Below are 25,418 nucleotides of genomic sequence, written 5' to 3' on the forward strand. Positions count from 1 at the left end.
ATAAATACGGCAATGATTCGGACGCGCCGAAACCAACAGGAAACACGTCCAGAACCAAAAGGTCGGTCAGTGTCACCTGACACATATCTAAATCGCCGACTTCAATATACTGTCCTGGTTGATGCAATTACTTGACGACGACGTGATGCAGCTTGCTCTACAGGCTCCAGCGTGACGCAAGGGGATCGAGTGATCAGTTCACAACCGGACCCGTCGCCCACCACTGAACGGATTCCCCAGGTCTGGGGCAAGGTCCCTCCCCGGAACAAGAACTTCACCGGCCGCACGGACCTCCTGGGCCGCCTGCGCGAAGGTCTGGCCAACCGGGTCACGGCGGTCGTGCCGCACGCCCTGCACGGCCTTGGCGGCGTTGGAAAGACCCAGATGGCGGTGGAGTACGCCTACCGCTACCGCTCCAGCTACGACCTCGTCTGGTGGATCCCGGCCGACCAGCCCGTCCTGATCCGCTCCTCGCTCGCGAGCCTGGCGCATCCGCTCGGCCTGCCCTCCGCCTCGGTCAGCGGAGTCGAGGACGCGGCCAACGCCGTGCTGGACGCGCTGCGCCGCGGCGAGCCCTACACCGACTGGCTGCTGATCTTCGACAACGCCGACGAGCCCGAGGAACTGATCGACATCCTCCCGCAGGGGCCGGGGCACGTCCTCATCACGTCCCGCAACCACCGCTGGGCGGGCATCGTCGACCCCGTCCAGATCGACGTGTTCACCCGCGAGGAGAGCGTCGAGTTCCTCACCAAGCGGGTGCCGCGAGGGATCAGCCGAGAGGACGCGGACCGGCTCGCCGAGGAGCTCGGGGACCTGCCGCTCGCGCTGGAGCAGGCGGGCGCCCTCCACGCCGAGACCGGCATCGCCGTGTCGGAGTACCTGAAGTTGCTGGCGCAGCGCACGAGCCAGCTCCTCTCCCACGGCAAGCCGACCGAGTACCCCGCCTCGATGACGGCGGCGTGGGGGCTCTCGGTCGCCAGTCTGGAGGAGAAGCTCCCCGAGGCGCTGATCCTCCTGCGGTACTGCGCGTTCTTCGGGCCGGAGCCGATTCCGCGGGACGCGTTCAGCAAGGTGATCCCCGGGCTGAGCACCGAGCTCTCGGCGCTGCTCGCGGACCCGATCCGGCTGGGCCGGGCCATCGGCGAGCTCGGCCGGTTCGCTCTCGCCAGGCTGGACCTGCCCGCCCGCACCATCCAGGTGCACCGGCTGATCCAGGCGCTCGTCCGCGACGAGCTGTCGGAGACGGAACAGCGCCGGCTCCGCCATGAGGTCCACTTGCTGCTGGCCGCCTACACCCCGGACGACCCGAACGACGCCAAGAACTGGCCCTTCTACCTGAACGCGCTCGGGCACGTCGGACCGGCCGAAGTCGCGCAGTGCCCGGACCCGGACGTCCGCAAGCTCGCGCTCAACATGATCACCTACTTGTACTCATCGGCCGACTACCCGTCCGCGCAGTCCTTCGTGGAGTCGTTCATCCGGGACTGGACGAAGGCCTCCGGCCCCGAGCACCAGGACGTCCTGACGCTTCACGTCAACCTGGGCAACCTCCTGCGCGAGCTCGGCCAGTATCCGGAGGCCACCGAACGCAGCGCCCGGACGCTCGAAATGGTTGAGAAGGCCCTCCCGCCCGACCACGAGACGACGCTGCGCGCGCTGCGCGGACGGGCCGCCGATCTGCGGGCGAGCGGAGACTTCCAGCCGGCGTACGAGATCGACGAGGAGGCTCTGCGCCGGTACAAGGCGAGGTTCGGGGAGGAGGACTGGAGCACTTGGCGTGCCATCAACAGCGTGGCGCTCGACTACGGGCTCCGAAGCGACTACGCGGGAGCGCGCGCACTGCTTGAGCAAGTCCTCCGCGGCATCCGTGCTGCGGGCGGCCAATCGAGCGACCCCGCGTCGTACCTCAACATCTACACCGGCTTGGCGCGGACGGTCCGGCTGAGCGGCGACTACGCCGAGGCGTGCGATCTCGGTGAGGACGCCTACGCCTACGGGCTTGAGCAGTTGGGTCCCGAGCACGCGTGGACGCTGCGCGCCGGGAAGGACCTGTCCGTCGCCTGGCGGAGGGCGGGCGACTACGCGCGCTCCCTCGAACTCGCCGAGGAGATCCATCAGCGCTACGTGCGGATCTTCGGGCTCGACCACCCGGACACGCTGGCCGCCGCGACGTGCCTGGCCAACATCCGGCGCACGACGGCGCAGTTCCAGGAGGCCCTCATCCTCGCCGAGGACACGGTGCGCCGCTACCCGCGCGTGTACGCGCCCGAGCACCCCTACAACCACGCCTGCGCGGGGAACCTGGCCGTCCTGCGGCGGATCACGGGGGACGCGGAGGAGGCCAGGAAGCTCGACGAGCAGGCGCTGGCCGGCCTGGAGTTGAAGCTGGGACGGGACCACCACTACTCCCTCACCGTCGCCGTCAACCTCGCCAGCGACCTGGCCGACCTCGGCGAGGTCGAGTCGGCGTACCGGCTGGGCACCGGCAGCCTGCGGCGGCTCCGCGCGCTGCTGGGCGACAACCACCCGCTGACCCTGTCGGCGGCGGCGAACAGCATCGCCGATCTGCGGGCCCTAGGCCGGGACGAGGAGGCCGCGGCCCTGTTCGGCGACACCGAGGAGCGGTACCGGCGCACCCTCACCCTGGAGCATCCCGACGCCCAGGTGTTCCTGGAGGGGCGCCGGCTGGACGCCGACTTCGACCCGCCGCCGATCTAGCCCGCGGCCACCGGTTCGGCGGCCAGTTCGCGGCCGACCACGTCCCGGATGTGGGTGATCAGCTTGAACAGGTCGCGGCAGTAGACCGAGGGGTTGCGGAAGCCCGTGCCCGACCGGTAGCGGTGCGGGTAGAGGCCGGCGCCGCAGACCTCGTGCGCCGGGCAGGCCAGGCACTGGGCCGACAGGGCGCGCCGGCCGATCTGCCGCGCGGCGACCGACGGCAGCGCCAGTACGGTGTCGAACGGGTCGCGGGAGACGTGCAGCCGGGTGTGCGCGGCCCCCTCGTAAGCGGATTTCAGCGAGTCGACCTGTTCTATCTCGCCGTTGGTCTCGACCACGACGACCGACACCGGGGACAGGCCGACGGCCTCGCTGCCCGACATGCGGCCGAACAGCAGCCTGATGATCTCGCTGAAGAGCCGGATGCGCACGTCGGCGGCCTCCACGGCGTACCAGCGGTCGAAGATGGCGATGAGCCAGTCCCCGTAGGGGGTCGTCTCGTCCGGCGGGCGTCCGGGTGGGGGCGTGTCCCAGTTCCCGTGCGGGAGCAGGAAGTCCATCTCGGGCGGCGCGAAGTCGAGCAGGGACTCGTAGGTGGCGATCGGGTCGTTGCGCAGTTCGATCGTGCTCAGCAGCCCGCCGAACAGGTGCCGGTGCCGGGGGCCGGTGAGCCGTTGGAGCCCGGCCCGGACGGCCTGGTAGCTGCCGCGTCCGTCGGCCCGTCGCCGGTGCCGGTCGTGGCCCTCCTCGTCGCCGTCCACGCTCACGCCCACCATGACGCCGTATTCGGCGAACAGGTCGAGGAACACCTCGTCGAGCAGGACGCCGTTGGTCTGGACGCTGAAGTCGACGCGCACGTCCGGGCCGACGGCGGCGATGACGGTCTCGATCGCATGGCGCAGATGTTCTGCGCCCGCTAAGAGCGGCTCACCGCCGTGCAGGACGACCTGGACCTCCGGTAACAGGTTCGTTCGGGCGTGCTCGGCGATGCGCTGCGCCGTCCAGTCCAGGACCTGCCGCGACATGCGCCGGGGCTGCCGCCGCCAGCCCTGGTCGGCCATCTCGTACATGTAGCAGTAGTCGCACGCGAGGTTGCACCTGCTGTGCACCTTGAGGATGAAGTCGCGGATCGGCGTGGGCCGCCAGCCGTCCTCAAGAAGGGCGCGGACGTCCAACGCGTCCGGCCACTCGATGCCGGGCTCGCCGCTGCGGACGCCCACCTGCTGACCCCCAATGAGATCAAGACACGGCGCTGCGCTTGATGTTTTGTGCTGTATGTCTATTTTGCAAGATCAATAAACATGGCGGGCCCAGCGTTCGTGATCTCGCCACACCCCGCCGATCTTGATGAACGCCGGCGAGACCCCCTCCTTGCGGAACCCGAGCCGCCTGACCAGCCGGATGGACGCGGTGTTCGCCGGCTGGATGTCGGCCTCCACCCGGTGCAGCCCCAGCTCGCCGAACGCGTAGTCGACCGCGAGCCCGACCCCCTCGGTCAGGTAACCCTGGCCCGCGTAGGGCAGGAAGGCCGCGTAGCCCAGCATTCCGCGCTGGTAGCAGTCGCGGACGATCCCATTGATGTTCACGGTCCCGACCAGGTCCCCGCCGTCCCGCAGGCAGATCACCATCCCCACCGCGGCGGCGCCGTCGAACCGTCCGAGGTAGGACGCGAACTCCTCCGGCGACCCGGGCAGCGCGACCCACGGCCGGTGGAAGTCGGCGCTCGCCTTCGCCAGTTCCAGGAATCGCGCCTCGTCGTCCGCCCGCACCCGCCGCACGAGCACCCGGGCGCCCACCCCCAACTCCACGCCCGAAATCTACCGCTCGCCCCGGGACGCACGGCCGCGCGAGCCCTCACTTGAGCGGGTCGTGGCCCCAGTTCATCAGCGAGTAGCGCCACCTGGTGTCGGTGACGTCGCCGGACGGCCGCTGGGCGAGGTGCCGGTGGACGTACCCGGTGACCTTGCGCATGTGGGCGTAGTCCTGCTCGGTCAGGTCCGCCCTGCCGGTGCGGAGCAGCTCGACGATCCGGCGGCCGGACGCGTGGCCCGTCGACTCCCCGCCGCCGTCCTTCTGGCCGACCGACCGCGACTCCTCGGTCTCCAGCCAGCGCTCCAGTTCCTTGGGCGTCATGTTGACGGCCTCGCCGAACTCGGCCGCCACGCTCTCGTGGTCATCGCCGGTCATGCGGTGGCGGTACCCGCTGTCCCGCCTGGTAGTCGCGTCCTCGGCCGTCACCGGGAGAGCGCAGTGCAGGTAAGGCTTCCGCCGTGTCAGGCGCCGTTCGTGGCCAGTGCCTCCCCGTAGAGGAGTCCGAAGGTCATGGCGGGCGTCGCCATCATCCCGCCGCAGAACGACTTGCCCATGAGCTGGCCGGAGCCCAGCAGTTCGCCCGCCGCGCTGAGGTTCTCGAACGGCTGGCCTGCCTCGTCCAGTACTCGCAGGTCGGCGTCGACGGCGAGGCCGACCGTGCTCGTCACCGACGCGCCCTGGACGCGGATCGCGTAGAACGGCCCCTCCTCCAGCCGGACGGGCCGGTGCCGCCGCCCGAGCGGGTCCGGTCCGCCGGAGTCGAGCGCCGCGTTGTAGTCGGCGACAGTGGCGGCGAGGGCGTCGGCCGGAAGCCCCGTCTTGGCGGCGAGCTCCGCGAGGGTGGGGGCGGAGGTGAACATGGGGTGGACGTCGAACAGGTCCAGCAACTCGGCGTTCGTCCTCCCGGTGATCATCGGCGGGGAGTCCCGGAGGACCCGGGCGTCGAACACGACGTAGCGGCGCAGCTCCGGCTGCTCCAGCAGGGCGTGCTCGCGGGCGTCGACGCTCGGCTCGTCCTCGGCCACGAACCGGCGGCCCTCGGTGTTGACGTAGATCTCCCACGGCGCGCGGTCCTGCGGGTGGTGGACGTGGCGGAACTCCATCTTCGCGCCGAGCCCCGGACGGTCCATCACCACGCCGAAGGAGCAGAGGTAGTTCTCGTGGCCGCGCAGCGCCGCCCCGGCCCGGCGGGCGGCCTCCAGCCCGCCGCCGGTGCTGTGGGGGTAGGAGTTGCCGCCGTAGGCCGGGTGCCCGCTCAGTTCGCGGAACAGGTCGGGGTTCGAGTTGTAGCCGCCGGTCGCCAGCAGGACGGACGTCGCCGGGTAGGTGCGCTCCCCCTCCGGACCGGTCGCCGTCACGGCCGTCACCCGCCGCCCGGACAGGACGAGCCCCGTGAGCGCGGTGTTCAGCGACAGGGTGATGCGCCCCGCCGCGACCTGCGCGTCGAACGCCTTCCGCAGCACCCGCAGGATGGAGCGGCCGAACTCGGGGCCCCAGTAGTAGCGCGCCGCCGTGTACGGCTCGTGCGCGAACCCTTCGACGGGGTGGTCCGGCAGGAACTCCATGCCGTTCTCGGTCAGCCAGTCCAGAGTCCGGGCCGCGTTGTCGACGGCGAGCCGGACGAGAGCCGGGTCGGCCGTGTTGCGGCTGATGCGCATGATGTCGGCATAGTGCGCGTCCGGGGAGTCGGTGATGCCGCGGCGCCGCTGGAGCAGCGTCCCGGCGGCGCTGAGCTGCCCGGTCGCGACGTTCAGCGTTCCGCCGACCGCGCCGGCGGCGTCCAGGACGAGGACCGGCACCCCGCGCTCGGCGGCGGTGAGCGCGGCCATCATGCCGGCCGATCCCGCGCCGACGATGATCGCGGTCGGTGTGGTCGGCGGAGTCGGTGTCGGTGTCACAGGTTCCTCCGCAGGTCGGTCACGGCGGCCGCGAGTGGCGCCGGGTCCTCCGTGAGCACGAACGTGCCGCCGGGTATGCGCGCGACGGGCGCGTCCAGGATTTCGCCGACCCCGCCCGCCAGTTCCGACAGGGGGTCGCGGTCGGGCGCGACGACGACCGTGGGCCGCCCGGGGCGCCGTGCCGCGGCCAGGACGGCGGCCAGGTCGGCGTTCCACAGGGCGGCGTAGCCCTCGTACCAGACGCGCCCCGCCCGGACGCGGTCCGCGAAGGCGTCGAAGACCAGGTCGGGGTCGGCGTCGTCGGCGAACGCCCGCGCGATGAACCGCCACACGTCCGCGACGCCGTCGGGGGTGGCGGGGACCGGGTTCAGCCGCTCGAACTTCGACAGCCTCGTCCGCCAGTCGAAGTAGGCCGGGTATCCGATGAGCCCGAGCCCGGCGACGTCGTCGGGGTGCTCGGCCGCCATGACCGCCGCCAGGGCCGCGCCGGTGTGGTGGCCGACGACGACCTTCGGCCCCGGACGCGCCTCCTGGACGGCGTCCCACAGCAGGCGGGCGTGTTCGGCGAGGCTCAGCGGCCGGGAGGTGGCGTCGGACTCGCCGAGGTTCAGCATGTCGGGCGCGACGCACGGCAGCGGCGCCAGGCTCCGCATCACCGGCAGCCACAGCCGCCCCGACGCGGGCACCTGGTGCAGCAGCAGGACGTCCGGGCCGTCACCGGGGGTCGTGCGCAGGTGCACGTAGCCTTCCGGTGTGGGGACGAGCCCGCGTTCCACCTTCGTTTCGGCCATCAAAAGCACAGGCAGCCGGGCTGCTCCGGGAGCGGTTCGGCACCGTGGACCGCGAGTTCGGGCGGCAGGATCGGCCGGTGCTCGGGCGTCCAGGTGAAGTCGACGTCGTGTTCGGTGTAGACGGTGCTGAGCGGGCCGCCCTTGGTGCGGAACAGCATGAGGTTGCCGGTCGGCGACCCGAACGGGCCGTGCCATTCCTCCGGCGGGCGCCAGAAGTAGCAGCCGGCGCGCATCAGCCCGAGCGGCCCGGCCAGCTCCCCGGCCAGCAGGTACATCTCCTCCACGACCGGGTGCTTCTCGGGCTTGCGGCCCGACCGCAGCGGCATCGTGCCGAGCAGCCACGTCTCCTCACCGTCGACCGGGTCGCGGCGCAGGAACTTGCGCCCGGCGCCGGGCGGGAACGTCGGATGGAAGTTGCCGCCCCACTCGCCGGCGAACCCGTCGACCTTGGTGACCAGGCGGCGCTCGTCGAGCATCCCGGCCGGGGCGTCGCCCTCGCGCAGCCGCGGCTCCCCGGAGAAGAACGTCAGGACCACGGCGCCGGACCGGGACTCGACCCCGGACGTGACCGTCCCGGCGGGGAAATGCCCGTAGGAGTACTTGCCGTACTCGACGCCGGAGATCGTCAGCGCGCCGTGCAGGACCAGGAACTCCTCGTCCACCTCCATGTGGTGGACGCCCTCCCCGCGCGCGTACCCGGCCGGGTAGCGGACGAGGAGGCTGGACGCGCCGGACTCCTCGTCCAGGCTGAGCAGCTTGCTCTCCACCTCCGCGCCGCCGCGGCCGTACAGGCCGTCCTGCCAGGGCAGGGCCTGGGACTGGATGAACTCGATGAACGGGCGTCCCATGGTCACTTCCTCGTCTCGTCGGCGGGCAGCTCGTCGGCGGGCAGCGGGGCGCGGGCGTCGTCGCGCTCGGCGGCGACGGCGAGCAGCCGGGCGATCGACCGGTTCAGCTCCTCGGCCGGGTCACCGCCGGACGGCATGCCCAGCCGCCGCTCCAGCTCGCGCACCCGGGCGCGCTCCTCGTGCAGCTGGCTCGCCAGCTCGAAGACCATGGCCGCGAGCTGGTCCAGCTGGGCGGAGCCGAGGGCGCGGAGTTCGGGCGCGGGGGGCAGGGGGGCGATGTCAGGCACGGGCTTCCTCCGGCTTGCGTGCTTCCAGGACGGCCCAGGGGAAGTGCCATTCGGCACGGTCGGGCCACTGCGTCGTCTCCAGCCGTCCGGCACCGCGCTCGTCGAACGCGACCCACCGCGCGTCGGTCAGCCCGGCCTTCTCGCACAGGGCGAGGCAGTCGGTCTCGAACAGCATCGGCAGGTACGGCTCGTTGTTGCGGTCGCCGTGCTCGACGAGCGCGAGGTCGCGGACGGCGTCGCCGGTCGGGTGGAAGTCCAGGATGCGCAGGACCCCGCCGGGCGCGAGCGTCCGCGCGGCGTCGGCGATCAGGTCGGCGAGCACCGGCGGCGGCAGCTCGTGGATGAGCATCGTCGCGGTGACCAGGTCCGCCGACCCGGCGGGCAGCCCGGTCGCGGAGGCGTCGGCCTGGACGTACCGGATGCCGAGCCCCGCCGTGCGGTGGGCGGCCAGCCGCAGCACCGGCGCGGACAGGTCGACGCCGATCACCTCGGCGTCCGGCCAGCGCCGCTTGAACGGGCGGGTGCTCTTGCCGAACCCGCAGCCGAGGTCGACGATGCGCCGGTACGGCCGGTCGGGGACGGCGGTCTCGGTGAACAGGGTGTGGAACGCGAAGTCGTCGTTCTCGCCCAGCATCACGAGCTTGGCGCCCGCCTCGTAGACCAGCGCGGCGCGGTCGGTGCTCCACACGCCGCCGGGCTGGACGTGGATGTCCACGTCGGTGTACCAGGCGGGCAGTTCCAGGTCGGGGTCCAGCTCCAGCCCGGGCGCGGACGCGGGCAGGTCGTCGGCGTCGACCGCGTCCGCGACCGCCCGCCACAGCATCTTCTGCGCGGACCGTTCCAGCCACGCGAACCACGGGTACACCGGCGCCGCGTGGACGGCGGCGCGGTCGGGGTCCGGCCCGGCCTGCTCCACGAGCACCGGGTACAGCGACCGGGCCCACTGCTGGCGCAGCGCGAGCGCGAAGTCCACTCTCGCCCGGCGTGCGACGTCGTTCATCGAACCTCCTGAAGACCGAGTCCGGAATCCACCTCGCCGGGGAAGAAGCAGGCCACCGAGCGGTCCCCGGACACCGTCAGCGGCGGCGCGTCGGTCGCGCACACGTCGCGCGCGACCGGGCACCGGGTGTGGAAGACGCAGCCGGGCGGCCGGTCGATGGGCGACGGCGGGTCGCCCGACAGCACGATCCGCTCCCGCGGCCGCTCGTCGGTCGTCGGCGTCGCCGACAGCAGCGCCGCCGTGTACGGGTGCTGCGGGGCCGCCACGACCGACGTCGTCGGCCCCTCCTCCAGCACGCGCCCGAGGTAGAGCACGACGACGCGGTCGGAGATGTGGTGGACGAGCGACAGGTCGTGCGCGATCAGCAGGAACGCCAGGTCGTCGGCCCGCTGCACCTCGCCGAGGAGGTTGACGATCTGCGCCTGGATGGACACGTCGAGGGCGGAGACGGGCTCGTCCGCGACGATCACCGAGGGGCGGGCGGCCAGCGCGCGGGCGATCGAGATCCGCTGCCGCTGCCCGCCGGAGAACTGCGCCGGGTAGCGGCCGGCGGCCGACTCGGGGAGCCCGACCTGGCCGAGGACCTCCGCGACGCGGGCGGCGATCTGCTCCCGCGTCCCGAAGCCGTGGGCCCGCAGCGGCTCGGCGACGATGCGTGCCACGGTCATGCGCGGGTCCAGGCTGGCGTACGGGTCCTGGAGGATCATCTGGAAGTGGCGGCGCAGCGGGCGCAGCCGCCGCTCGGGCATGTGGGTGATGTCGCGGCCGTCGAAGGTGATGCGGCCGGACTGCGGGGTCGTGGCGCGCATCAGCGCGGACGCGGCCGTCGACTTCCCCGATCCGGACTCGCCGACGAGCGCGAGCGTCTGCCCGCGGCGCAGCGCCAGCGAGACGTCGTCGACCGCGGTGAGGGTCCGCCCGCCGACCGGGAACCGGACGGTGACGCCGGTCATCTCCATGATGGGCGGCTGCGTGTCAGTCATGGGGGTTCCAGCAGGCCAGGCGGGCGGGGCCGGACACGGTCAGCACGGGCTCCCTCGTGGAGCAGTCGTCCTGCGCGCGGCCGCACCGCGGATGGAAGGGGCAGCCGTCCGGGCGGGCGAACGGCGACGGCGGGGCGCCGGCGATCGCGGCGAGCGTCCGCGACCGGTCGAAGTTCGGCGCCGCCGCCAGCAGCGCCGCCGTGTACGGGTGGCGCGGGTTGCGCAGCAGCTCCCGGGTCGGGCCCTCCTCCACGACGCCGCCGCTGTACATGACGGCGACGCGGTCGCACAGCTCGGCGGCGACGCCGAGATCGTGCGTGATCAGCACCATGGACGCGTCGCGCGCCTGGATCTGGTCCCGCATGAGCTGCGTGATCTGCGCCTGGATGGTCGTGTCGAGCGCGGTGGTCGGCTCGTCGGCGAGGATGACCGACGGCTCGTTGATCAGTGCCAGCGCGATCATCACCCGCTGCCGGAGCCCGCCGGACAGCTGGTGCGGGTAGGCCCGGACGCGGTCGCGCGGCGAGGGGATGCCGACCGCGGCGAGCGCCGCGACGGCCTTCTCGCGGGCGTCGGCCCGGGACACGTCCTGGTGCCGCAGGACGGCCTCCGCCAGCACGGCCCCGATCCGCCGCACCGGGTTCAGCCCGGTCATCGGGTCCTGGAACACCATGCCGATCTGCGCGCCGCGGACGCGTTCCCACTGCTTCTCGGAGTACCCGGTGAGGTCCTCGCCGCGCAGCCGGACGGCGCCGGTCCGCGACAGGCCCGGCGGCAGCAGCCCGATCAGGCTGAGCGCGGTGAGGGACTTGCCCGACCCGGACTCGCCGACGAGTCCGAGGATCTCGCCGCGGCCGAGGCGGAACGACACGTCCTGCACGATCCGGGTGTCGCCGCCGTGGACGACCGAGAGGCCGTCGACGGCGAGGACGGCTTCGTCCATCGTCTGCTCCCTGGGTTCGGCGGGCGCGGCGGTCACGGGCGCACCGACTTCAGGCGGGCCCGGCTGCGGGCGGCCATGCCGTCGCCGATGAGGTTGGCGGCCGTCACCGCGAGGACGATGACCGCGGCGGGCACGAGCACGAGCAGCGGCGCGCCGACGAGGTGCTGGCGGCCCTCGGACAGCATGTTGCCGAGCGAGGGCGAGCCGAGCGGCGCGCCGATGCCGAGGAAGGACAGCCCGCTCTCGGCGACCAGCAGGTCGGCGAACACGAACGCCCACATCACCATGATCGTGTGCCGCAGCCCGGGCAGCACGTGGGAGATCAGGATGCGGGGGCGGGTGACGCCGAGCAGCCGGGCCGCGCGCACGTACTCGCGCTGCATGAGGCCGCGCGTCTCGGCGTAGACCACGCGGGCGAACACGGGCCAGCTCACCGCCCCGAGCGTGATCGCCAGCGGCACGAAGCCGCGGCCGACCGCGGCCATCAGCGCGACGGCGATGACGAGGTAGGGCAGCGACAGGCACACGTCGATGACGCGGGAGATCGCGGCCTGGACGTAGCCGGTGGTCGACCCGGCGAGGACGCCGAGCGTGACGCCGATGGCGGCGACGATGCACGCGGACGTGGCGGCGACGGAGGCCGTCCAGCCGAAGCCGGCGATCGTCCAGGTCAGCAGGTCGCGGCCGACGCCGTCGGTGCCGAGCAGGTGCCCGTCCTCGCCGGGCGACAGCAGCCGCGACTCGACGCCGCCGCCGGAGTCGGTGATGTCGCCGAACAGCAGCGCGACGGCCGTCACGCCGATGAGCAGTACCGCGATGGCGATGCCCGCGATCAGCCGCGCCGATGCCACGCCCGGCCGCCGGGGGACGAGCCGGCGCCGCACGAGCCCGCGCGGGGCCTCCTCCTGGACCGCTGTCATCGCTGCCTCCGGAGGCGGGGGTCGAGGATGCCGAGCAGGGCGTCGGTGGCCGTGTTGGTCAGGAAGACCAGGCCCGCGATCGTGAACACGGCGGCCTGCACGATGGGGAAGTCCAGCTGCCGCACCGAGTCGATCATCAGGGCGCCGAGGCCGGGCCAGGCGAAGACGACCTCGATGATCAGCGCGCCGGAGACGAGGATCGCGAGCTGGGTGCCGACGAGGGCGGCGGCGCCGAGCAGCGCGTTCGGGAGGACGTGCCGCACGATGACGGTGCGGCGGGACGCCCCCGCGGCGCGGGCCGTGCGGACGAAGTCCTCGTCCATGGTCTCGGCGACGTTGGCCGACACGACGCGGGTCAGCCGCGGGATGAGGAACGCCGCGAGCGACACCGCGGGCAGGATCGCCGCCGCGGCCGAGCCGTTGCCGATGCTCGGCAGCAGCCCGAGCCTGACGGCGAAGATCTGGATGAGCACGAGCCCGACGACGTAGCCGGGCATGCCCTGGCCGATGAAGACGAGCCCGGAGGCGGCCGACTGGGCCCGGCCGTCGGGGCGCGCCCCGATCCACGCGCCGAGCGGGATCGCGATCAGCATGTTGAGCAGCACCGCGAGCAGCGCGAGCTGGAGGGTGGCCGGCAGCCGGTCCAGCACCTCGGTGAACGCGTTCGCGCCGGACTGGACGGAGGTGCCGAAGTCGAGCTGGGCGGCCCGGCCGATGAACGTGGCGTACTGCTGGACGAGCGGGTCGTCCAGGCCGTACTGCTCCCGGACGGCCGCGACCTGGTCGGGGGTGGCGTCCTGGCCCGCCAGGGTCGTCGCGGGGTCGCCGGTCAGCCGCAGCAGGAAGAACAGCAGGGTGGACACCGCGAACAGCAGCAGGACGAGCTGGGACGCCCGCGAGGCGAGCATCAGGGCGAGCCCGCGGACGCGTCCGGCGCCGCGAGCGGGCCGCCCGGCGGCCACGGAGGTGTCCGTGGCCGCCGCCACCGGCGCGGTGTCCTTCACTTCTTGACCATCTGGTCGTAGCGGAAGAAGCGGTTGTCGTCCTTGGCGCCCTGGAGGTCGGCGGACTTGCCGACGATCGTGATCTGGTGGACCAGGAACAGCGCGGGCGGGTTGTCGTGCATCTCGGCGACGACCGCGCGGAGCTGCTCGGCGCGCTTGTCGGCGTCCATGTTGGTGAGCGCGGACTTGAGGTGGCCGGCGGTCGGCTCGTCGCAGAAGAACGTCGCCGCGCGCAGGCAGGTGAAGTTGCTCATGGCCCGGGTCGGGTCCATGGTGGGCAGCGCGTTCCAGGAGAGGCCGAACGCCTCGGTCTTCCAGGAGTTGCCCGTGTAGCGCTGCATCCAGGTCGGGAAGTTCATCTGGTTGAGCGTGAGGTCGACGCCGACCTTGGCGAGGTCCTGCTTGACGGCCTGGTAGATGTCGGCGTCGGCGGGGAAGGAGCCGACGACGACGTCGGCGCTCATCGCGAAGCCGTTCGGGTGGCCCGCCTCGGCCAGCAGCGCCTTGGCCTTCGCCGGGTCGTGCGGGTACGCCTTCACGTCCGGGTTGTGGCCGACGACCTTCTCGGTCGGGCCCTGGCCGATGGGCTGGGCCTTGCCGAGCAGCAGGTTGTCGGCGATGGCCTGCTTGTCCACCGCGTAGTTGAGGGCCTGCCGGACCTTCTTGTCGGTGAGCGGTGAGTCGATCTTCGCGTCGCCCTTGACGTTGCGGAACGCCAGCGACATCACCTGGTTGCCCAGGTTGGCCTCGGCCTGGACGGAGCCCTTCATCTGGCCGACCTGGTCGGGCGAGACGCCGGTGATGAGGTCGACCTGGCCGGACTGGAGGGCCTGCAGCCGGGAGGCGGGGTCCTGCATCGCCTGGATCTCCAGGCCGGCGGCCTTCGGCGCGCGCCAGGACTTCTCGAACGCGGTGAGGGTGATCTTGTTGCCGCCCCAGCTCTTCACCTGGAACGGTCCCGTGCCGACCGGGGTGGCGGCGATGCCCTTCACGCCGCCCTCGGCGAGGGCCTTCGGCGCGGGGATCATCAGCTCGGTGAGCTTGTTGGGCAGCACCGGGTCCGGGACGGACGTGGTGATCTCGACGGTCTTCGCGTCCACCGCCTTCGCGGATTTGATCGTCGCGAGGTCGTTGGCCACGACCGACTGCTTGACCTCGGGGTTCTGCTTCAGGAAGGTGACCACGTCCGCGACGCCCTGGGCGGTCAGCTGCTCGCCGTTGGAGAACGTGACGTTGTCACGGAGCGTGAAACTCCACGCGGTGTCGGAGGTGGTCTTCCATTCGGTCGCCAGCCACGGCTTCACCTCGCCGGCCTCGTTCACGAACGTCAGCGGGTCGTAGATCGCGGCGTAGGTGTAGACGCCCGGCGAGACCGCGGAGTTGAACGGGTTGCCCTGGGAGGCCGGGAGCGAGTCGACGCCGATCCGCAGGGTCTGGCCGCCGTCGCTTCCGGAGCCGCCGCCGCACGCGGCGAGCGCGATTCCGAGGACCAGGGCCATTCCGCCCCGCACTGCAATGCCTCTAGCCACAAGCCCTCCATTGTTCCTCTGAGCGGAACACTTAACTCGCTCAGTGGAACGGTAGGATGAGATGCGCCACAGTGTCAAGGGTCAAAGAACAGGAAACACGCAGGTAACAGACCTGTTTCGACAACTGTCGAGCATGCGGACGACACGGTCCGCACTCACCCGGATACGGGTGGATCAGACGGACGCCACCAACGCGGCACCGGCGCCGGGAACGTTCCAGACACCGGCGGGCCCACCCCCGCGCAGCGTCACGAGGACGATCCCGCCGTCGCTCGGCGACCTCCGGCCCCGGGCGGCGGACACGTCGGCGGGGTACTGGTCGACCTCCACCGCGCACTCGCCCGGGAGCTGGAGCGTGCTGATGCGGTGCAGCGTCCCCTCCGGGCGGCCGAGTTGGGCGTTCAGCACGCGCACCGGCAACCGGTGGTCCGTCACCCTCCGTGCGGGCAGCCGCTCTTCCAGCGCCGCGCGCGACGTCTCCAGGTCGCCGGACGCGAGCACGGCGATGAACACCGGGCCCACCGGCCCGCTGGGGCGCGGCAGGGTGAACCCCTCCGGGGCGCGGTCGACCTGCGTCAGGTAGACCCCTTCCCCGGCCGGCCCCGCGACCTGCGCGGCCCGCAGCCCTCCCCCGGCCCCGACCGGCCGCGGCTCGACCAGCACCCGCAGCCCCGCGGCGCGGGCCCGCGCCGTCGCCTCGTCGGCGTCGGCCACCAGGATCTCGGCGGCGGCCCAGCCGAGGGTCGTGAGCGGCTCCGGGGACCGCGCCCCCGGGATCTCCACGGCCCGGACCGCGCCGCCGGCGCCGGTGCCGGACAGCACGACCGAGCGGCGCCCCTCCAGCTCGGGCACCGGCCCGCCGGACACCCGGTGCTCCGCGCCCGGCTCCAGCCCCACCCCGTCCCGGTAGGCCGCGACGGCGGCGTCCAGATCGGCGGTGACGACGGTGACGGAGGCGATCACTGCGACCGCGCCCGGTCGGCCTGCGCACCCTGCCCGCCGACCTGCCCGCCGACCTGCCCGCCGACCTGTGCGGTCAGGTCGGCGGCGGCCTGCTGCACCAGGTCCGCGAGCCGGTCGACCTCGCCGCGGAACCGCTCCAGCGGCCCCGCGATCGAGATCACGGCGAGCGGCGTCCCGGTGGGGCCGAACACCGGCGCGGCCACCGAGCCCGCGCTCGGGTCGCGCTCGCCGTAGGAGATCGCGTAACCGACCTCGGCGATGTGCGCCAGTTCCTCGCGCAGCGTGGGGCGCTGCGTGATGGTGTTGCCGGTCAGCTTGCTCATGGGCTGCGACGCCAGGTACTGCTCGCGTTCGGCCGGGTCCAGGAAGGCCAGGAACGCCTTGGACGACGCGCCCGCGTGCAGCGGGAACGCGGCGCCGAGCTGCACCATCATCTTCACGTCGCGGTCGGGGGTGACCTGGTCGACGTAGACCCGGTGCCAGCCCGAGCGGGTGGACAGCGTCGTCGTCTCCTGGGTCGCCCGCGACAGCTCGGTGAGGACCGGGCGCGCCTCGGCGCGGATGTCGATCCGGTCGAGGTAGCCGAGCGCGAGGCTGACGATGCGGGGCCCGAGGCTGTACCGGCGGGTCGACGGGTGGAACGTGATGAAGCCCTTGGCCCGGCAGCTCGTCAGGCTCCGGTGGACGACCGCCTTGGACAGCCCGAGCCCGTCGGCGATCTCGGTGACGCCGAGCGTGGGCCGTCCCGCCTCGCCGAGGTAGATGAGGATGTCGAGGACCCGGTCGACCCCCGTGACCGTCTGGCCCTTGACCGGTTCGGCGCTGTCCGCGCCCTCGTTGACGCCGCCGCCGACGCTCACAGTGGACATCCCATCACCCGACCAGGTGGAAGCTCTGGTACTGGACATACGCCTCGAAACCCTCCGGGCCGAGTTCCGTGCCGAGCCCGCTCGACCGGCGCCCCGCGAACGGCGCGGCCGTATTGAAACCGAACCCGTTGACGCCGACCGTGCCCGTGTCCAGCCGCGCCGCCACCCGCAGGGCGCGGGCCTCGTCGGCGCTCCACACCGACCCGGCCAGGCCGAAGTCGGTGTCGTTGGCGATGGCGACGGCCTCGTCCTCGTCGGACGCCGGAATGATCGTCACGACGGGGCCGAAGACCTCCTCCTGGCAGATCCGCATCTCGCTGCGCGCCTCGGTGAACACGGCGGGCGTCAGGTAGAACCCGTCGTCCAGGCCCTTCGGGCGCTCCCCGCCGGACACCAGCCGGGCGCCCTCGGCCCGGCCCGCGGCGATCAGCCCCTCGACGCGGTCGCGGTGCGCGGCCGAGATGAGCGGGCCGAGCCGGGTGGCGGGGTCGAACGGGTCGCCGACGGGCAGCGAGGCCGACACCTCCGCGACCCGCTCGGTGACCTCCGCGAGCATGGCGCGCGGGACGATCACGCGGCTCTGGATGAAGCAGTTCTGCCCGGTGAAGGTGTAGGCGAGGAACGGCAGCGCCGCGGCGAACCGGTCGAGGTCGGCGTCGTCCAGCAGGACGGCGGCGGACTTGCCGCCGAGTTCGAGGACCACGGGGGTGAGCGCGGCGGCGCAGCGGGCCGCGATGTGCCGCCCCGCCTCCGACGACCCGGTGAAGCCGACGATGTCGACGCCCGGATGGCCGACGAGGGCCTCGCCCGTCTCCCGTCCGCCGGTGACCACGTTGACCACTCCCGGGGGCAGCCCGGCCGCGGCGGCGCACTCGGCGAACAGGAATGCCTCCAGCGGTGCCTGAGGGGGCGGTTTCAGCACCACCGTACCGCCTAGCGCGAGGGTCGGCCCGATCTTGTACATGCCCATCGGCAGCGTCCCGTTGTAGGGCACGATCGCCGCCGTGACCCCGCGCGGGCCGCGGCGCACGATCGAGCGCCGGACGCTGCCGGGGCCCCGCCGTTCCGGCACCGGGCGCACCTCGTCGACGACGAGCGAGCGGGCGATCCCCGCGTAGTAGCGCAGCAGTTCCGCGGCGCGGTTCGCGCGGGCGGGCGCGCCGCCGACCGGCCGCCCGATCTCGTGGGCGAGCAGCACGGTCAGCTCGGCGTCGCGCTCCTGCAGCAGGTCGGCGAGCCGCTCCAGCGCGGCGGCCCGGTCGGCGGGCTCCCAGGTGCGCCAGCCGCGCGGGTCGGCGAAGGCGGCGCGGGCGGACGCGACGGCCGCGTCCACGTCGGCGGCCGACCCGTCCGGGACGCTGCCGACGACCGTCCCGTCGGACGGGGAGACGATCTCGACGACCGCGCGGGACCGGGCCGGGACGACCCGCCCGTCCACGAACAGTCCGTCGCGGTGCGCGATCTCGGGGGCGAGCGCGGGACGCATCTCAGTCCTTCCGGTAGCCGGCGGGGACGCCGGGCGACGTGGAGAGCCACACGCTCTTGGTCCAGGTGTAGAGGTGGACGGCGTCGGTACCGCCCTCGCGCCCGTACCCGGACGCGCCGACGCCGCCGAACGGCACCATGTCGGACAGGATGCGGTAGGTGTTCACCCAGACCGTCCCCACCCGGAGGGCGTCGGCGAGGCGGTGGGCGCGTCCCGGATCGCCGGTCCACACCCCCGCGCCGAGCCCGAACCGGGTGTCGTGGGCGAGGCGGACCGCGTCGTCCTCGTCGTCGAACGGCTCGGCGCACAGCACCGGGCCGAAGACCTCCTCGGTGAGCAGCGGGTCGGCGGCGGGGACGCCCGTGAACACGGTCGGCGCCACCCAGTTGCCGCCCGCCAGCTCCGGTTCGGCGGGCGTCCCGGCCTGCGCGACGACGCGCGCGCCCCGGGCGGTGCCGCCGTCCACGAACGCGCGGGTCTTGGCGGCCTGGGCGGCGGTCACCTGCGGCCCGACCTGGGTGCCGGCCGCGCGCGGGTCCCCGACGCGCAGCTCCCCGACCCGCCGCGCGACGCGCTCCAGGACGTCGGGGAACACCTCGCGCTGCACGTACAGCCGCGAGCCGGCGATGCACATCTGCCCGCACGACCCGGTGAAGCCCTCGACGACACCGGCCGCCGCGGCGTCCAGGTCGGCGTCGGCGAACACCAGCTGCGGCGACTTCCCGCCGAGCTCCAGCGCGGACGGCGCGAAGTGCGCGGCCGCGGCGGCGCCGACGCGGGCGCCGGTGGCGTCCGAGCCGGTGAACACCACCAGCCGGACGCGGGGGTCCTCGACGAGCGCGCGGCCGAGGTCGCCGCCGCCGTGCACGACCTGCGCGACGCCCGCGGGATGCCCCGCCTCGGCGAGGACCTCGCCGACGATCCGGCCGAGCAGCAGGGCGGTGAGCGGGGTCTCGGCGGCGGGCTTGAGCACGACGGCGTTGCCGAACGCGAGCGCGGGCGCGATCTTCTTCGCGGCGAAGAAGTACGGGACGTTCCACGGGATGATCCCCGCGACGACCCCGTACGGCTCCCGCGTCGTGTACGTGTGGAACGGGCCCGGCACCGGCACGACCGTGCCGTGCGCCTTGTCGGCCCACCCGCCGTAGTACTCGAAGCACGCGGCGGCGCGGTCGGCCTCGCGGCGCGTGTCCGCCGGGAGCTTGCCGGTGTTCAGCGTCTCCAGCTCGGCGATCTCGGCGGCGCGGGCCCGCATCCGGCGGCCGATCTCCACCAGCAGGCGGCCCCGCTCGGACGCCGGGACCGCCCGCCAGTGCGGCGCGGCGGCCTCGGCGGCGCGCAGCACCGCGTCCAGCCCGCTCGGTGTCGTCGCGGCGACGTCCTCGATCACCTCGCCCGTGATGGGCGACAGGACGGCGGTCAACGGCTCACTCCTTCGACTGCGTCGAGCATGCTCAGGGCGCTCAGGTGGCGGGTGCCGGCGGCCGGGTCGGCGGCGGTCGCGGCGAGGTCCCGGAGCCGGGCGAGGCGGGCGTCCCGGCCGGTGGCGTCGACGCCCGCGCGGACGGTCCGGGTCGCCGGCTGGACGACGCGGACGGCGGCGTCCCGGCGGGCGGCCGCGTACGCGTCCGCCGCGGCGTCGCCGTCGCCGCCCGCCCGCAGCGCCGGGCCGAGCCGGGCGGCGAGGTCGAACGCGTCGTGGACGCCGGAGTTCAGCCCCATCCCGCCGGTCGTGCTGGACAGGTGGGCGGCGTCGCCCGCCAGCAGCAGCCGGCCGGCGCGGAACCGGTCGGCGACCCGCTGGTGGCTCCGGTAGAACTGGTGCTGCTGGAGCGGGTCGCGGGCCCAGCTCCGGTCCCCGACCAGCAGGTCGAGGGCGTCCGCCAGTTCGGGGTGGGGCCCCTCGGCCCCGGCGGCGGGCACGCTGCCGTCGGTGGCGGCGGTGGTGCTGATCGCGACGCGCCACACGTCCGGGGTGCGGATGAGGGACAGCCGGCCGCGGGGGCCGCTCCAGTAGGAGACGGGGCCGAGGTCGTCCACCGCGTCCTCGAACGGGAACGGCGTGGCCGCGACCAGGCTCTGCGACGGGTAGGTGTCGCCGGGGAAGCCGATCCCGGCGAGCTTGCGCAGCGCACTGTGCGCCCCGTCGGCGGCGACGACGTACGGCGCGGTCAGGCGCGAGCCGCCGGCCAGCGTCACGGTCGCGGTCGTCGCGCCGTCCTCCGCGCCGGTCAGGCCGACGACGCGGTGCTCCTGGCGCAGGTCCACGTCCGGGGACGCCTCGGCCAGGTCGCGCAACCGCCGCAGCAGCTTGTACTGCTCGTACTGGACGCGGAACGGGAACGGCGTCCGTCCATCCAGCACCCCGTAGTCGAAGGTCGCGCGGTCGGGCAGTTGCAGGTCGCGGAACTGCAGGCGGTCCACGCGGACGCCGTGGGCGACGGCGTCCGCCGCGGCGCCGACGCGGTCGAGCAGCGCCAGCGTCGGCGGGTGCAGCGTCGAACCGCGCCACTCCTTGCGCACCCCCGCCTGCTCGGCCTCCAGCACGGTGACGGGCACCCGCTCGGCGGCCAGCGCGAGCGCGGCGGCCAGCCCGACGGGACCCGCCCCGACGACGATCACGGGCGCGGTCATCGGGCCCCGCCTTCCTGGTCGAGGGCCGGGGGCCGCGTGCGGGCCTCCTCGGCCAGCCGGGCGAGTGCTCCGGTCGACGCGGCGAGCGCCTGCGAGGCGTCCGCCGCGTGCAGCAGGGCCCACGTCCCGGCGAGGTTGGACGACAGCAGCAGCGAGCCGGACGGTGTCAGCTCGTCGAGCACGCCGAGGCTCGCCGCCCCGGTGCCCGCGACCACGACGGCGTGCCCGGGCCCGGCGGTGCCGGAGCCCAGCGCGGCCCGCACCGCAGCCCGCACGTCGCCGTCGCCGGTGGCGTAGATGGGGCGGCCGCCCCGCACTTCGTGGACGTCCACCCGCATCCCGGCCGCGCGCCAGAACTCCGCGCACTGTCCGGTGAGCCAGGACGGGTAGGGCGACACGATCGACACGCGGCTCACGTCGGCGGCGCGCAGCGCGCCGAGCAGGGCGCCCGCCGAGGTGACGACGGGGACGCCGTACCGCTCCGCGAGCGCGTCCGACCACCGCCGGTCGCCGTCCGGACCGAGCCGGTACGTCGCGCCGGTGCAGGCGACCAGCAGCGCGGCGAGGTCCAGCCCGGCCAGGGTCGCGATCGCCTCGCCCGCGTTGGCCCCGTACCAGTCGAGGCGGGCGGGCAGGTCCAGGCCCGGCGGCGCCGCCATCCGCGCCACGTACGGGTCGACGCCCGGCGGCAGCAGCCGCCAGGTCTCCGGTTCGACGGTGGGGTTCGCGGACGGCACCACGACCCCGACGCGGACCGTCACGTGGCCAGCCCGCCGAACACGCGCCGGATGAAGGCGTCCCGGTCGGCGCGGTCGCCGGCCCCGCCGGCCGCGGCCGCGTCGAACTCGTCCGGTTCGATCGCGTCCGGCGACACGACCATGCCCCCGGCCACGAGCTGGGCCTCCAGCGCGGCCAGGCGGCGGCGCGTCGCCCACAGCTCGGCGGCGAGCTGGACGCTGATCTGCATGAGCTGGTCGTTGACGCCCTCGCCGACGAAGGCGCCGAGCGGCTGCGGGCCGTCCACCCGCCAGTTCCCGGTGGTCTCGCTCATGCCGTGCACACCCACGTCGCCGTCCGGCCGTTGGTGAACTCGACCGCGGCGAACAGCCGCTCCAGCTCGGCGCCGATCCCGCCGTGCACGAACCGGAACGCGAACGGCTCGCCGTTGAAGCGGGTGTCGAAGTCGCGGTCGTAGGTCGCCCACGGGTCCGGCGGGTCGTCGGGCTGGCGCATCTCGTGGACGATGAGGACGCCGCCGGGCCGCAGCACCCGCCGCGCCTCGGCGACCGCGCGCAGCGCGACGTCCCAGGGGACCTCGTGCAGGATCGTGCCGAGATAGGCGACGTCGAAGGTGCCGTCGGGGAAGCGCAGGTCCTCGGCCAGCCGCTGGGCGAAGACGACGTCGGCGCCGAGCCGGACGGCGCGGGCGTGCGCGTACCGCAGCAGCGGCGCGGCCGCGTCGATCCCCCACACCTCGGCGTCCGGCCAGCGCTCCTTGAAGGCCACGGTCATGGCGCCGATGGAGCAGGCGATGTCCAGGACGCGCGCGACGGACCCGTCCGCGGGCGCGGGCACCTCCCGGGCACGGGCGATCTTGGCCTCGTCGCGGTCGTTGGTCCCGAGATGGAAGACCTTCGTGCCGTAGTGGTAGATGTACCCGGCGAGCGGCTCGTCGTGGTAGCCGCCCGGCTGGCGGTGGAAGTGCACGTCGGCGGAGTAGCCGGGGTGCTCCCAGTCCTCGGCGAGCTCCAGGCGGCCGGGGCCGCGCCCTTCGGCGTCGTCCAGCTCCGCCTCCAGCGCCGGACGCAGCGGCTCGTAGGCCGCCACCACCTGCGCCCAGTTCAGGTCCTGGGTGGAGCGCAGCAACCGGTTCCGCAGCCCCACCAGCGGCACGGACTCGGCCACGGCCCGCAGATCGTCCAGGTTCTCCGGGCGCCGTTCGGCGGCCCGCTCCCGGACCGCGCCCGCCGCCACGGGGTTGATCTCCCTCAGGGTGAAGCGGCGCAGCCCCTCGACGAAGTCGAGGCGGCTCTCGCCGTCGAACTCCGGGATGGCCGTCATCGTGCCGAGCCGCCCGCGCGGCGCCGCCTCACCCGATCCTGAACCTGGACGCATGAACCAATCCCCTTGTCCGTCGAATTGATCCGCCCAGCGGAACAGGCGTTCCGCTCATGTGGAACGTGACCTTAACAACAGCCGAGCCGCCGTGTACATCCCTCACCTGCGCCTTTTATCGGCGAAGTGGCGGGGGTCAGCGGTCGACGAGGCGGCTGAGCCGGTAGATCATCTTGCGGTTCACCGAGGGGATCGCGGTGAGGGGGAGGACCATGTCCCGCAGGGCGCCCTTCCACGGAGCGCGCTCGGTGGCGAGGGCGTTGAGGCGCCGCGTGGCGCCGACGGCGTCCTCGGCGATCGGGCGGCGGACGCGTTCATAGGAGTCGAGGGCGTCCTCCGCCCGGTTCATGGCCTTCACCAGGACCTCGCCCAGGGTGATCCCGTCCTGGATGCCCAGGTTCATTCCCTGGCCGATGATGGGGCTGTTGACGTGGGCGGCGTCGCCGGCCAGGAAGACCCGGCCCACGCGGAACCGCTCCGCCACCCGGTGGTGGATCCTGGTGTGGGAGTCGTGCGCCACGCGGAGCACCCGGACGGCCCGCTGTGCCGGGGCGCGCTGCCGCAGCAGCGCCTCCGCGGCAGCGGCGGTCATCTCGTCGGGCAGCCGGTCGACCGACAGGCAGACCCGGTGCAGCCTCCCCGGCATCCGCCCCATGATCACGGCGCCGGGCCGCGCGAAGAACAGGTGGATCTCATCCGCGGGGGACCCACCGCCCAGCTCCATGTCGGCCAGGACGAACCGCTGGTGGAAGGTCTCCCCGGGGAAGGGGATCCCGGCCATCCTCCGGACGTCGCTGCGCGTGCCGTCCGCGCCGACGAGGTACTTCGCGCGGACGGTGTGCTCCTCCCCTCCGGCGTCCGCCACCACCGCGACGACCTCGTCATCGGCCTGCTCCATGCCGCTCAGCTTCAGGGGCCGGTGGACGCCGCCGCCCAGCTCCCGGAGCCGGGCGAGGATGATCTCCTCGGTGGTGTGCTGCGGCAGGAGGACGGCGTAGGGGAACGCGGTGTCCAGCCGGTCCAACCGCAGGGTGGCGATGTTGCGGTCGCGTTCGCCGGAGAAGATCCTGATCCGCTCGGCGTGGTTGCCGGCCTCCGCCAGCCGTTCGCCGACCTGGATCCGCTGCAGCATCTCCAGCGACCGGGGCAGGGTGCCGACCGCGCGCGAGTAGTTGCCGCCCTCCTCCACACCGTCGATCACGCAGCATTCGACGCCCGCGGCGCACAGCGTCGCGGCCAGGGAGAGTCCGGTGGGCCCGGCACCGGCGATCAGGACATCGGTGGTCTTGGGGAGTCCGGTCATGACACACCTCTCTGGGACGCCGCGCCCCACCCGCCGGGCGCGTTCCGGGTTACGGAGCGCCGCCCGTGTAGTAGCGCTGCAGGGTGGGAGCCACCCAGGCGACCAGGTGCTCGGTCTCGGCGGCGGTGAGCGCCGGCAGACCAAGGGCGTAGCGGGTGATCGCCAGCCCGACGAGCTGGCTGGCGGCCAGCGCCGCGCGCAGCTCGGCCTCGTCCTCGCCGGCCAGCTCGGCGATCGGGCCGAGCACCTGGCCGGTGAGGAACTCCCGCAGCAGCGCGGCGGCCCGCTCCAGCGTGACCGCCGAGCGGATCAGCCCGAGCAGCGGGCCCGGCGCGTCGACGTCGCCAAGCAGGCCGAGGAAGTAGCGGACGAGCCGCTCGCCGAGTTCGGCCCGCGGCCCGGCGGCCAGGATCGAGACGGCCCGGTCGGGACGGATCACCGCGGCGGCCATCTCGGCGAACAGCTTCTCCTTGGTGCCGAAGAAGTACCGCACGAGCGCGGGATCCACGTCCGCGTCGGCGGCGATCTGCCGCATGCTCGTGGCCTCGTAGCCGCGGGAGGTGAAGCGCGCCGTCGCGGCGCCGAGGATCAGCGCCCGGGTGTCGCTCGGCCCCGGCCTGCGTCCGGCCATCACGCCTCCTCGCACGGCAGCCAGTTCCTCACGTGGGGAATTTTTATTCTACGCATGAGGAATTAGACATGCAAGGGTCGACCGCGCCCACATCCACGGCAGCACTCACTCCAGCGGACGGGCGAATTCTCGGCTGCGAGTCACATTCCACGCGCGGCGGAAGTCTTTAGGGGGACGCACGCGTGACCTACGCCGCCCACCTCCCCTTCCGAGGGGAGTCCGACGTTCTCAAAGGAGTGACCGTTGCCGTCCCCCACCGCCCACGCCGTTCGCGAACCGGCCGCATCCGCCCCGCCCCGCTTCTACGGGCTGCTGAAAGCCGCCGCCGCCTTCCTGGCGACCGCCATGTTCATCCAGGGAATCACCGCGGGCCTGCTCCTGGACGGCGCCGAGAACGGCGGCGAGACGCACCGGACCACGTCCGGCATCGTCATCCTGGCCCTCCTCGTCACCGTCGTCGCCGCGATCCTGGTACGGCGCGGCGGCGGATCGGCGCGTCCCCTGGCCACCGGCCTGATCATGACCGTGCTCACCCTCGCCCAGTTCGCTCTCGGCGAGAACGGCGACACCGCCGTCCACGTCCCGCTGGGCGTCGCCCTGATGGGCGGTGCTGCGGCCCTGACCGCACAGGTCTGGAGCCGCGGCACTCCGAGGTAGCACTGCCGGTCAAACGCACAAAGC

25 protein-coding genes are annotated in these 25,418 nt (G+C 73.2%); 2 read left to right on the forward strand and 23 right to left on the reverse strand.

The genetic code is table 11. The features are described 5' to 3' along the window. The first annotated feature begins 189 nt into the window (after positions 1-189). Entirely contained in the window at positions 190-2,721 is a 2,532-nt protein-coding gene (gene fxsT / locus AB0K34_RS02010) for an FxSxx-COOH system tetratricopeptide repeat protein (RefSeq protein WP_364544666.1), read from the forward strand. Here the strand turns inward: fxsT and AB0K34_RS02015 are convergent. From AB0K34_RS02015 to AB0K34_RS02125, 23 genes are all read right to left on the reverse strand, one after another. Continuing rightward, a complete protein-coding gene (locus AB0K34_RS02015; RefSeq protein ID WP_364544669.1) occupies positions 2,718-3,941 on the reverse strand; it encodes an FxsB family cyclophane-forming radical SAM/SPASM peptide maturase in 1,224 nt (407 codons plus the stop codon). The two genes, fxsT and AB0K34_RS02015, sit on opposite strands and share 4 nt — an antisense overlap. Before the next feature lie 72 nt (positions 3,942-4,013). Further along, entirely contained in the window at positions 4,014-4,529 is a 516-nt protein-coding gene (locus AB0K34_RS02020) for a GNAT family protein (RefSeq protein WP_240807548.1), read from the reverse strand. Between the two features lie 46 nt (positions 4,530-4,575). Then, complete coding sequence (locus tag AB0K34_RS02025) at positions 4,576-4,908, reverse strand: DUF3140 domain-containing protein (RefSeq protein ID WP_364544674.1); 333 nt, start codon at positions 4,906-4,908, stop codon at positions 4,576-4,578. An 86-nt stretch (positions 4,909-4,994) separates the two neighbouring features. Further along, positions 4,995-6,431: an FAD-dependent oxidoreductase gene (locus AB0K34_RS02030; protein WP_364544677.1), complete on the reverse strand. Its 1,437-nt coding sequence runs from the start codon at positions 6,429-6,431 to the stop codon at positions 4,995-4,997. Further along, entirely contained in the window at positions 6,428-7,222 is a 795-nt protein-coding gene (locus tag AB0K34_RS02035) for an alpha/beta fold hydrolase (RefSeq protein ID WP_364544680.1), read from the reverse strand. Before AB0K34_RS02035 ends, AB0K34_RS02030 begins: the two co-directional genes overlap by 4 nt. Next, on the reverse strand, positions 7,222-8,070 hold the full coding sequence (locus tag AB0K34_RS02040) for a DUF4437 domain-containing protein (RefSeq protein WP_138636418.1): 849 nt from the start codon (positions 8,068-8,070) through the stop codon (positions 7,222-7,224). Before AB0K34_RS02040 ends, AB0K34_RS02035 begins: the two co-directional genes overlap by 1 nt. A gap of 2 nt (positions 8,071-8,072) precedes the next feature. Beyond that, positions 8,073-8,357, reverse strand: coding sequence for a hypothetical protein (locus tag AB0K34_RS02045; protein WP_364544683.1), 285 nt, complete (start codon positions 8,355-8,357; stop codon positions 8,073-8,075). Then, positions 8,350-9,357 (reverse strand): class I SAM-dependent methyltransferase, encoded by a 1,008-nt coding sequence (locus AB0K34_RS02050; RefSeq protein WP_364544686.1) that lies wholly within the window; start codon positions 9,355-9,357, stop codon positions 8,350-8,352. The genes AB0K34_RS02045 and AB0K34_RS02050 overlap by 8 nt, the downstream gene beginning before the upstream one ends. Continuing rightward, positions 9,354-10,340, reverse strand: coding sequence for an ABC transporter ATP-binding protein (locus AB0K34_RS02055; protein ID WP_301177156.1), 987 nt, complete (start codon positions 10,338-10,340; stop codon positions 9,354-9,356). Before AB0K34_RS02055 ends, AB0K34_RS02050 begins: the two co-directional genes overlap by 4 nt. Beyond that, positions 10,333-11,283, reverse strand: coding sequence for an ABC transporter ATP-binding protein (locus tag AB0K34_RS02060; RefSeq protein WP_138641365.1), 951 nt, complete (start codon positions 11,281-11,283; stop codon positions 10,333-10,335). Before AB0K34_RS02060 ends, AB0K34_RS02055 begins: the two co-directional genes overlap by 8 nt. A 32-nt stretch (positions 11,284-11,315) precedes the next feature. Continuing rightward, the gene (locus AB0K34_RS02065) at positions 11,316-12,203 is read right to left on the reverse strand and encodes an ABC transporter permease (protein ID WP_301177158.1); all 888 of its coding nucleotides are present in this window, start codon (positions 12,201-12,203) and stop codon (positions 11,316-11,318) included. Then, positions 12,200-13,207, reverse strand: a complete 1,008-nt coding sequence (locus AB0K34_RS02070; protein ID WP_138641363.1) for an ABC transporter permease — start codon at positions 13,205-13,207, stop codon at positions 12,200-12,202. The genes AB0K34_RS02065 and AB0K34_RS02070 overlap by 4 nt, the downstream gene beginning before the upstream one ends. Continuing rightward, positions 13,204-14,718: an ABC transporter substrate-binding protein gene (locus AB0K34_RS02075; RefSeq protein ID WP_364544692.1), complete on the reverse strand. Its 1,515-nt coding sequence runs from the start codon at positions 14,716-14,718 to the stop codon at positions 13,204-13,206. The genes AB0K34_RS02070 and AB0K34_RS02075 overlap by 4 nt, the downstream gene beginning before the upstream one ends. 192 nt (positions 14,719-14,910) lie before the next feature. Further along, on the reverse strand, positions 14,911-15,699 hold the full coding sequence (locus AB0K34_RS02080) for a VOC family protein (protein WP_301177160.1): 789 nt from the start codon (positions 15,697-15,699) through the stop codon (positions 14,911-14,913). Further along, positions 15,696-16,568 carry an IclR family transcriptional regulator gene (locus tag AB0K34_RS02085; RefSeq protein ID WP_364544695.1) on the reverse strand — a complete coding sequence of 291 codons (873 nt, stop codon included), beginning with the start codon at positions 16,566-16,568 and terminating at the stop codon, positions 15,696-15,698. Before AB0K34_RS02085 ends, AB0K34_RS02080 begins: the two co-directional genes overlap by 4 nt. Positions 16,569-16,572: 4 nt before the next feature. Beyond that, positions 16,573-18,054, reverse strand: coding sequence for an aldehyde dehydrogenase family protein (locus tag AB0K34_RS02090; protein ID WP_138638230.1), 1,482 nt, complete (start codon positions 18,052-18,054; stop codon positions 16,573-16,575). 1 nt (position 18,055) lies between these two features. Continuing rightward, positions 18,056-19,477 (reverse strand): aldehyde dehydrogenase family protein, encoded by a 1,422-nt coding sequence (locus tag AB0K34_RS02095; protein WP_364544698.1) that lies wholly within the window; start codon positions 19,475-19,477, stop codon positions 18,056-18,058. Continuing rightward, complete coding sequence (locus AB0K34_RS02100; protein ID WP_364544700.1) at positions 19,474-20,688, reverse strand: NAD(P)/FAD-dependent oxidoreductase; 1,215 nt, start codon at positions 20,686-20,688, stop codon at positions 19,474-19,476. The genes AB0K34_RS02095 and AB0K34_RS02100 overlap by 4 nt, the downstream gene beginning before the upstream one ends. Further along, entirely contained in the window at positions 20,685-21,449 is a 765-nt protein-coding gene (locus tag AB0K34_RS02105; protein ID WP_364544703.1) for a hypothetical protein, read from the reverse strand. Before AB0K34_RS02105 ends, AB0K34_RS02100 begins: the two co-directional genes overlap by 4 nt. Next, positions 21,446-21,739, reverse strand: a complete 294-nt coding sequence (locus AB0K34_RS02110; RefSeq protein WP_301176066.1) for a hypothetical protein — start codon at positions 21,737-21,739, stop codon at positions 21,446-21,448. The genes AB0K34_RS02105 and AB0K34_RS02110 overlap by 4 nt, the downstream gene beginning before the upstream one ends. Further along, entirely contained in the window at positions 21,736-22,803 is a 1,068-nt protein-coding gene (locus tag AB0K34_RS02115) for a class I SAM-dependent methyltransferase (protein WP_364544707.1), read from the reverse strand. Before AB0K34_RS02115 ends, AB0K34_RS02110 begins: the two co-directional genes overlap by 4 nt. Before the next feature lie 136 nt (positions 22,804-22,939). Continuing rightward, positions 22,940-24,106, reverse strand: a complete 1,167-nt coding sequence (locus AB0K34_RS02120) for an FAD-dependent monooxygenase (protein WP_364544710.1) — start codon at positions 24,104-24,106, stop codon at positions 22,940-22,942. 49 nt (positions 24,107-24,155) lie between these two features. Next, positions 24,156-24,737, reverse strand: coding sequence for a TetR family transcriptional regulator (locus AB0K34_RS02125; RefSeq protein WP_138638236.1), 582 nt, complete (start codon positions 24,735-24,737; stop codon positions 24,156-24,158). A 243-nt stretch (positions 24,738-24,980) separates the two neighbouring features. Here AB0K34_RS02125 and AB0K34_RS02130 point away from each other — a divergent pair, with 243 nt between their 5' ends. Beyond that, entirely contained in the window at positions 24,981-25,394 is a 414-nt protein-coding gene (locus AB0K34_RS02130; protein WP_301176068.1) for a hypothetical protein, read from the forward strand. The last annotated feature ends 24 nt before the right edge of the window (positions 25,395-25,418 follow it).

It is taken from the genome of Actinomadura sp. NPDC049382, from assembly GCF_040677125.1.
In the GTDB taxonomy this organism is placed as follows: Bacteria; Actinomycetota; Actinomycetes; order Streptosporangiales; family Streptosporangiaceae; genus Spirillospora; species Spirillospora geliboluensis.

What these genes read in the sequence shown, in the direction of transcription:
- AB0K34_RS02025 (WP_364544674.1), bottom strand. Translation starts at nt 4,908, where the DNA reads ATGACCGGCGATGACCACGAGAGCGTGGCGGCCGAGTTCGGCGAGGCC.
- AB0K34_RS02035 (WP_364544680.1), bottom strand. Translation starts at nt 7,222, where the DNA reads ATGGCCGAAACGAAGGTGGAACGCGGGCTCGTCCCCACACCGGAAGGC.
- AB0K34_RS02040 (WP_138636418.1), bottom strand. Translation starts at nt 8,070, where the DNA reads ATGGGACGCCCGTTCATCGAGTTCATCCAGTCCCAGGCCCTGCCCTGG.
- AB0K34_RS02050 (WP_364544686.1), bottom strand. Translation starts at nt 9,357, where the DNA reads ATGAACGACGTCGCACGCCGGGCGAGAGTGGACTTCGCGCTCGCGCTG.
- AB0K34_RS02055 (WP_301177156.1), bottom strand. Translation starts at nt 10,340, where the DNA reads ATGACTGACACGCAGCCGCCCATCATGGAGATGACCGGCGTCACCGTC.
- AB0K34_RS02060 (WP_138641365.1), bottom strand. Translation starts at nt 11,283, where the DNA reads ATGGACGAAGCCGTCCTCGCCGTCGACGGCCTCTCGGTCGTCCACGGC.
- AB0K34_RS02065 (WP_301177158.1), bottom strand. Translation starts at nt 12,203, where the DNA reads ATGACAGCGGTCCAGGAGGAGGCCCCGCGCGGGCTCGTGCGGCGCCGG.
- AB0K34_RS02085 (WP_364544695.1), bottom strand. Translation starts at nt 16,568, where the DNA reads ATGTCCACTGTGAGCGTCGGCGGCGGCGTCAACGAGGGCGCGGACAGC.
- AB0K34_RS02090 (WP_138638230.1), bottom strand. Translation starts at nt 18,054, where the DNA reads ATGCGTCCCGCGCTCGCCCCCGAGATCGCGCACCGCGACGGACTGTTC.
- AB0K34_RS02100 (WP_364544700.1), bottom strand. Translation starts at nt 20,688, where the DNA reads ATGACCGCGCCCGTGATCGTCGTCGGGGCGGGTCCCGTCGGGCTGGCC.
- AB0K34_RS02110 (WP_301176066.1), bottom strand. Translation starts at nt 21,739, where the DNA reads ATGAGCGAGACCACCGGGAACTGGCGGGTGGACGGCCCGCAGCCGCTC.
- AB0K34_RS02115 (WP_364544707.1), bottom strand. Translation starts at nt 22,803, where the DNA reads ATGCGTCCAGGTTCAGGATCGGGTGAGGCGGCGCCGCGCGGGCGGCTC.
- AB0K34_RS02120 (WP_364544710.1), bottom strand. Translation starts at nt 24,106, where the DNA reads ATGACCGGACTCCCCAAGACCACCGATGTCCTGATCGCCGGTGCCGGG.
- AB0K34_RS02125 (WP_138638236.1), bottom strand. Translation starts at nt 24,737, where the DNA reads ATGGCCGGACGCAGGCCGGGGCCGAGCGACACCCGGGCGCTGATCCTC.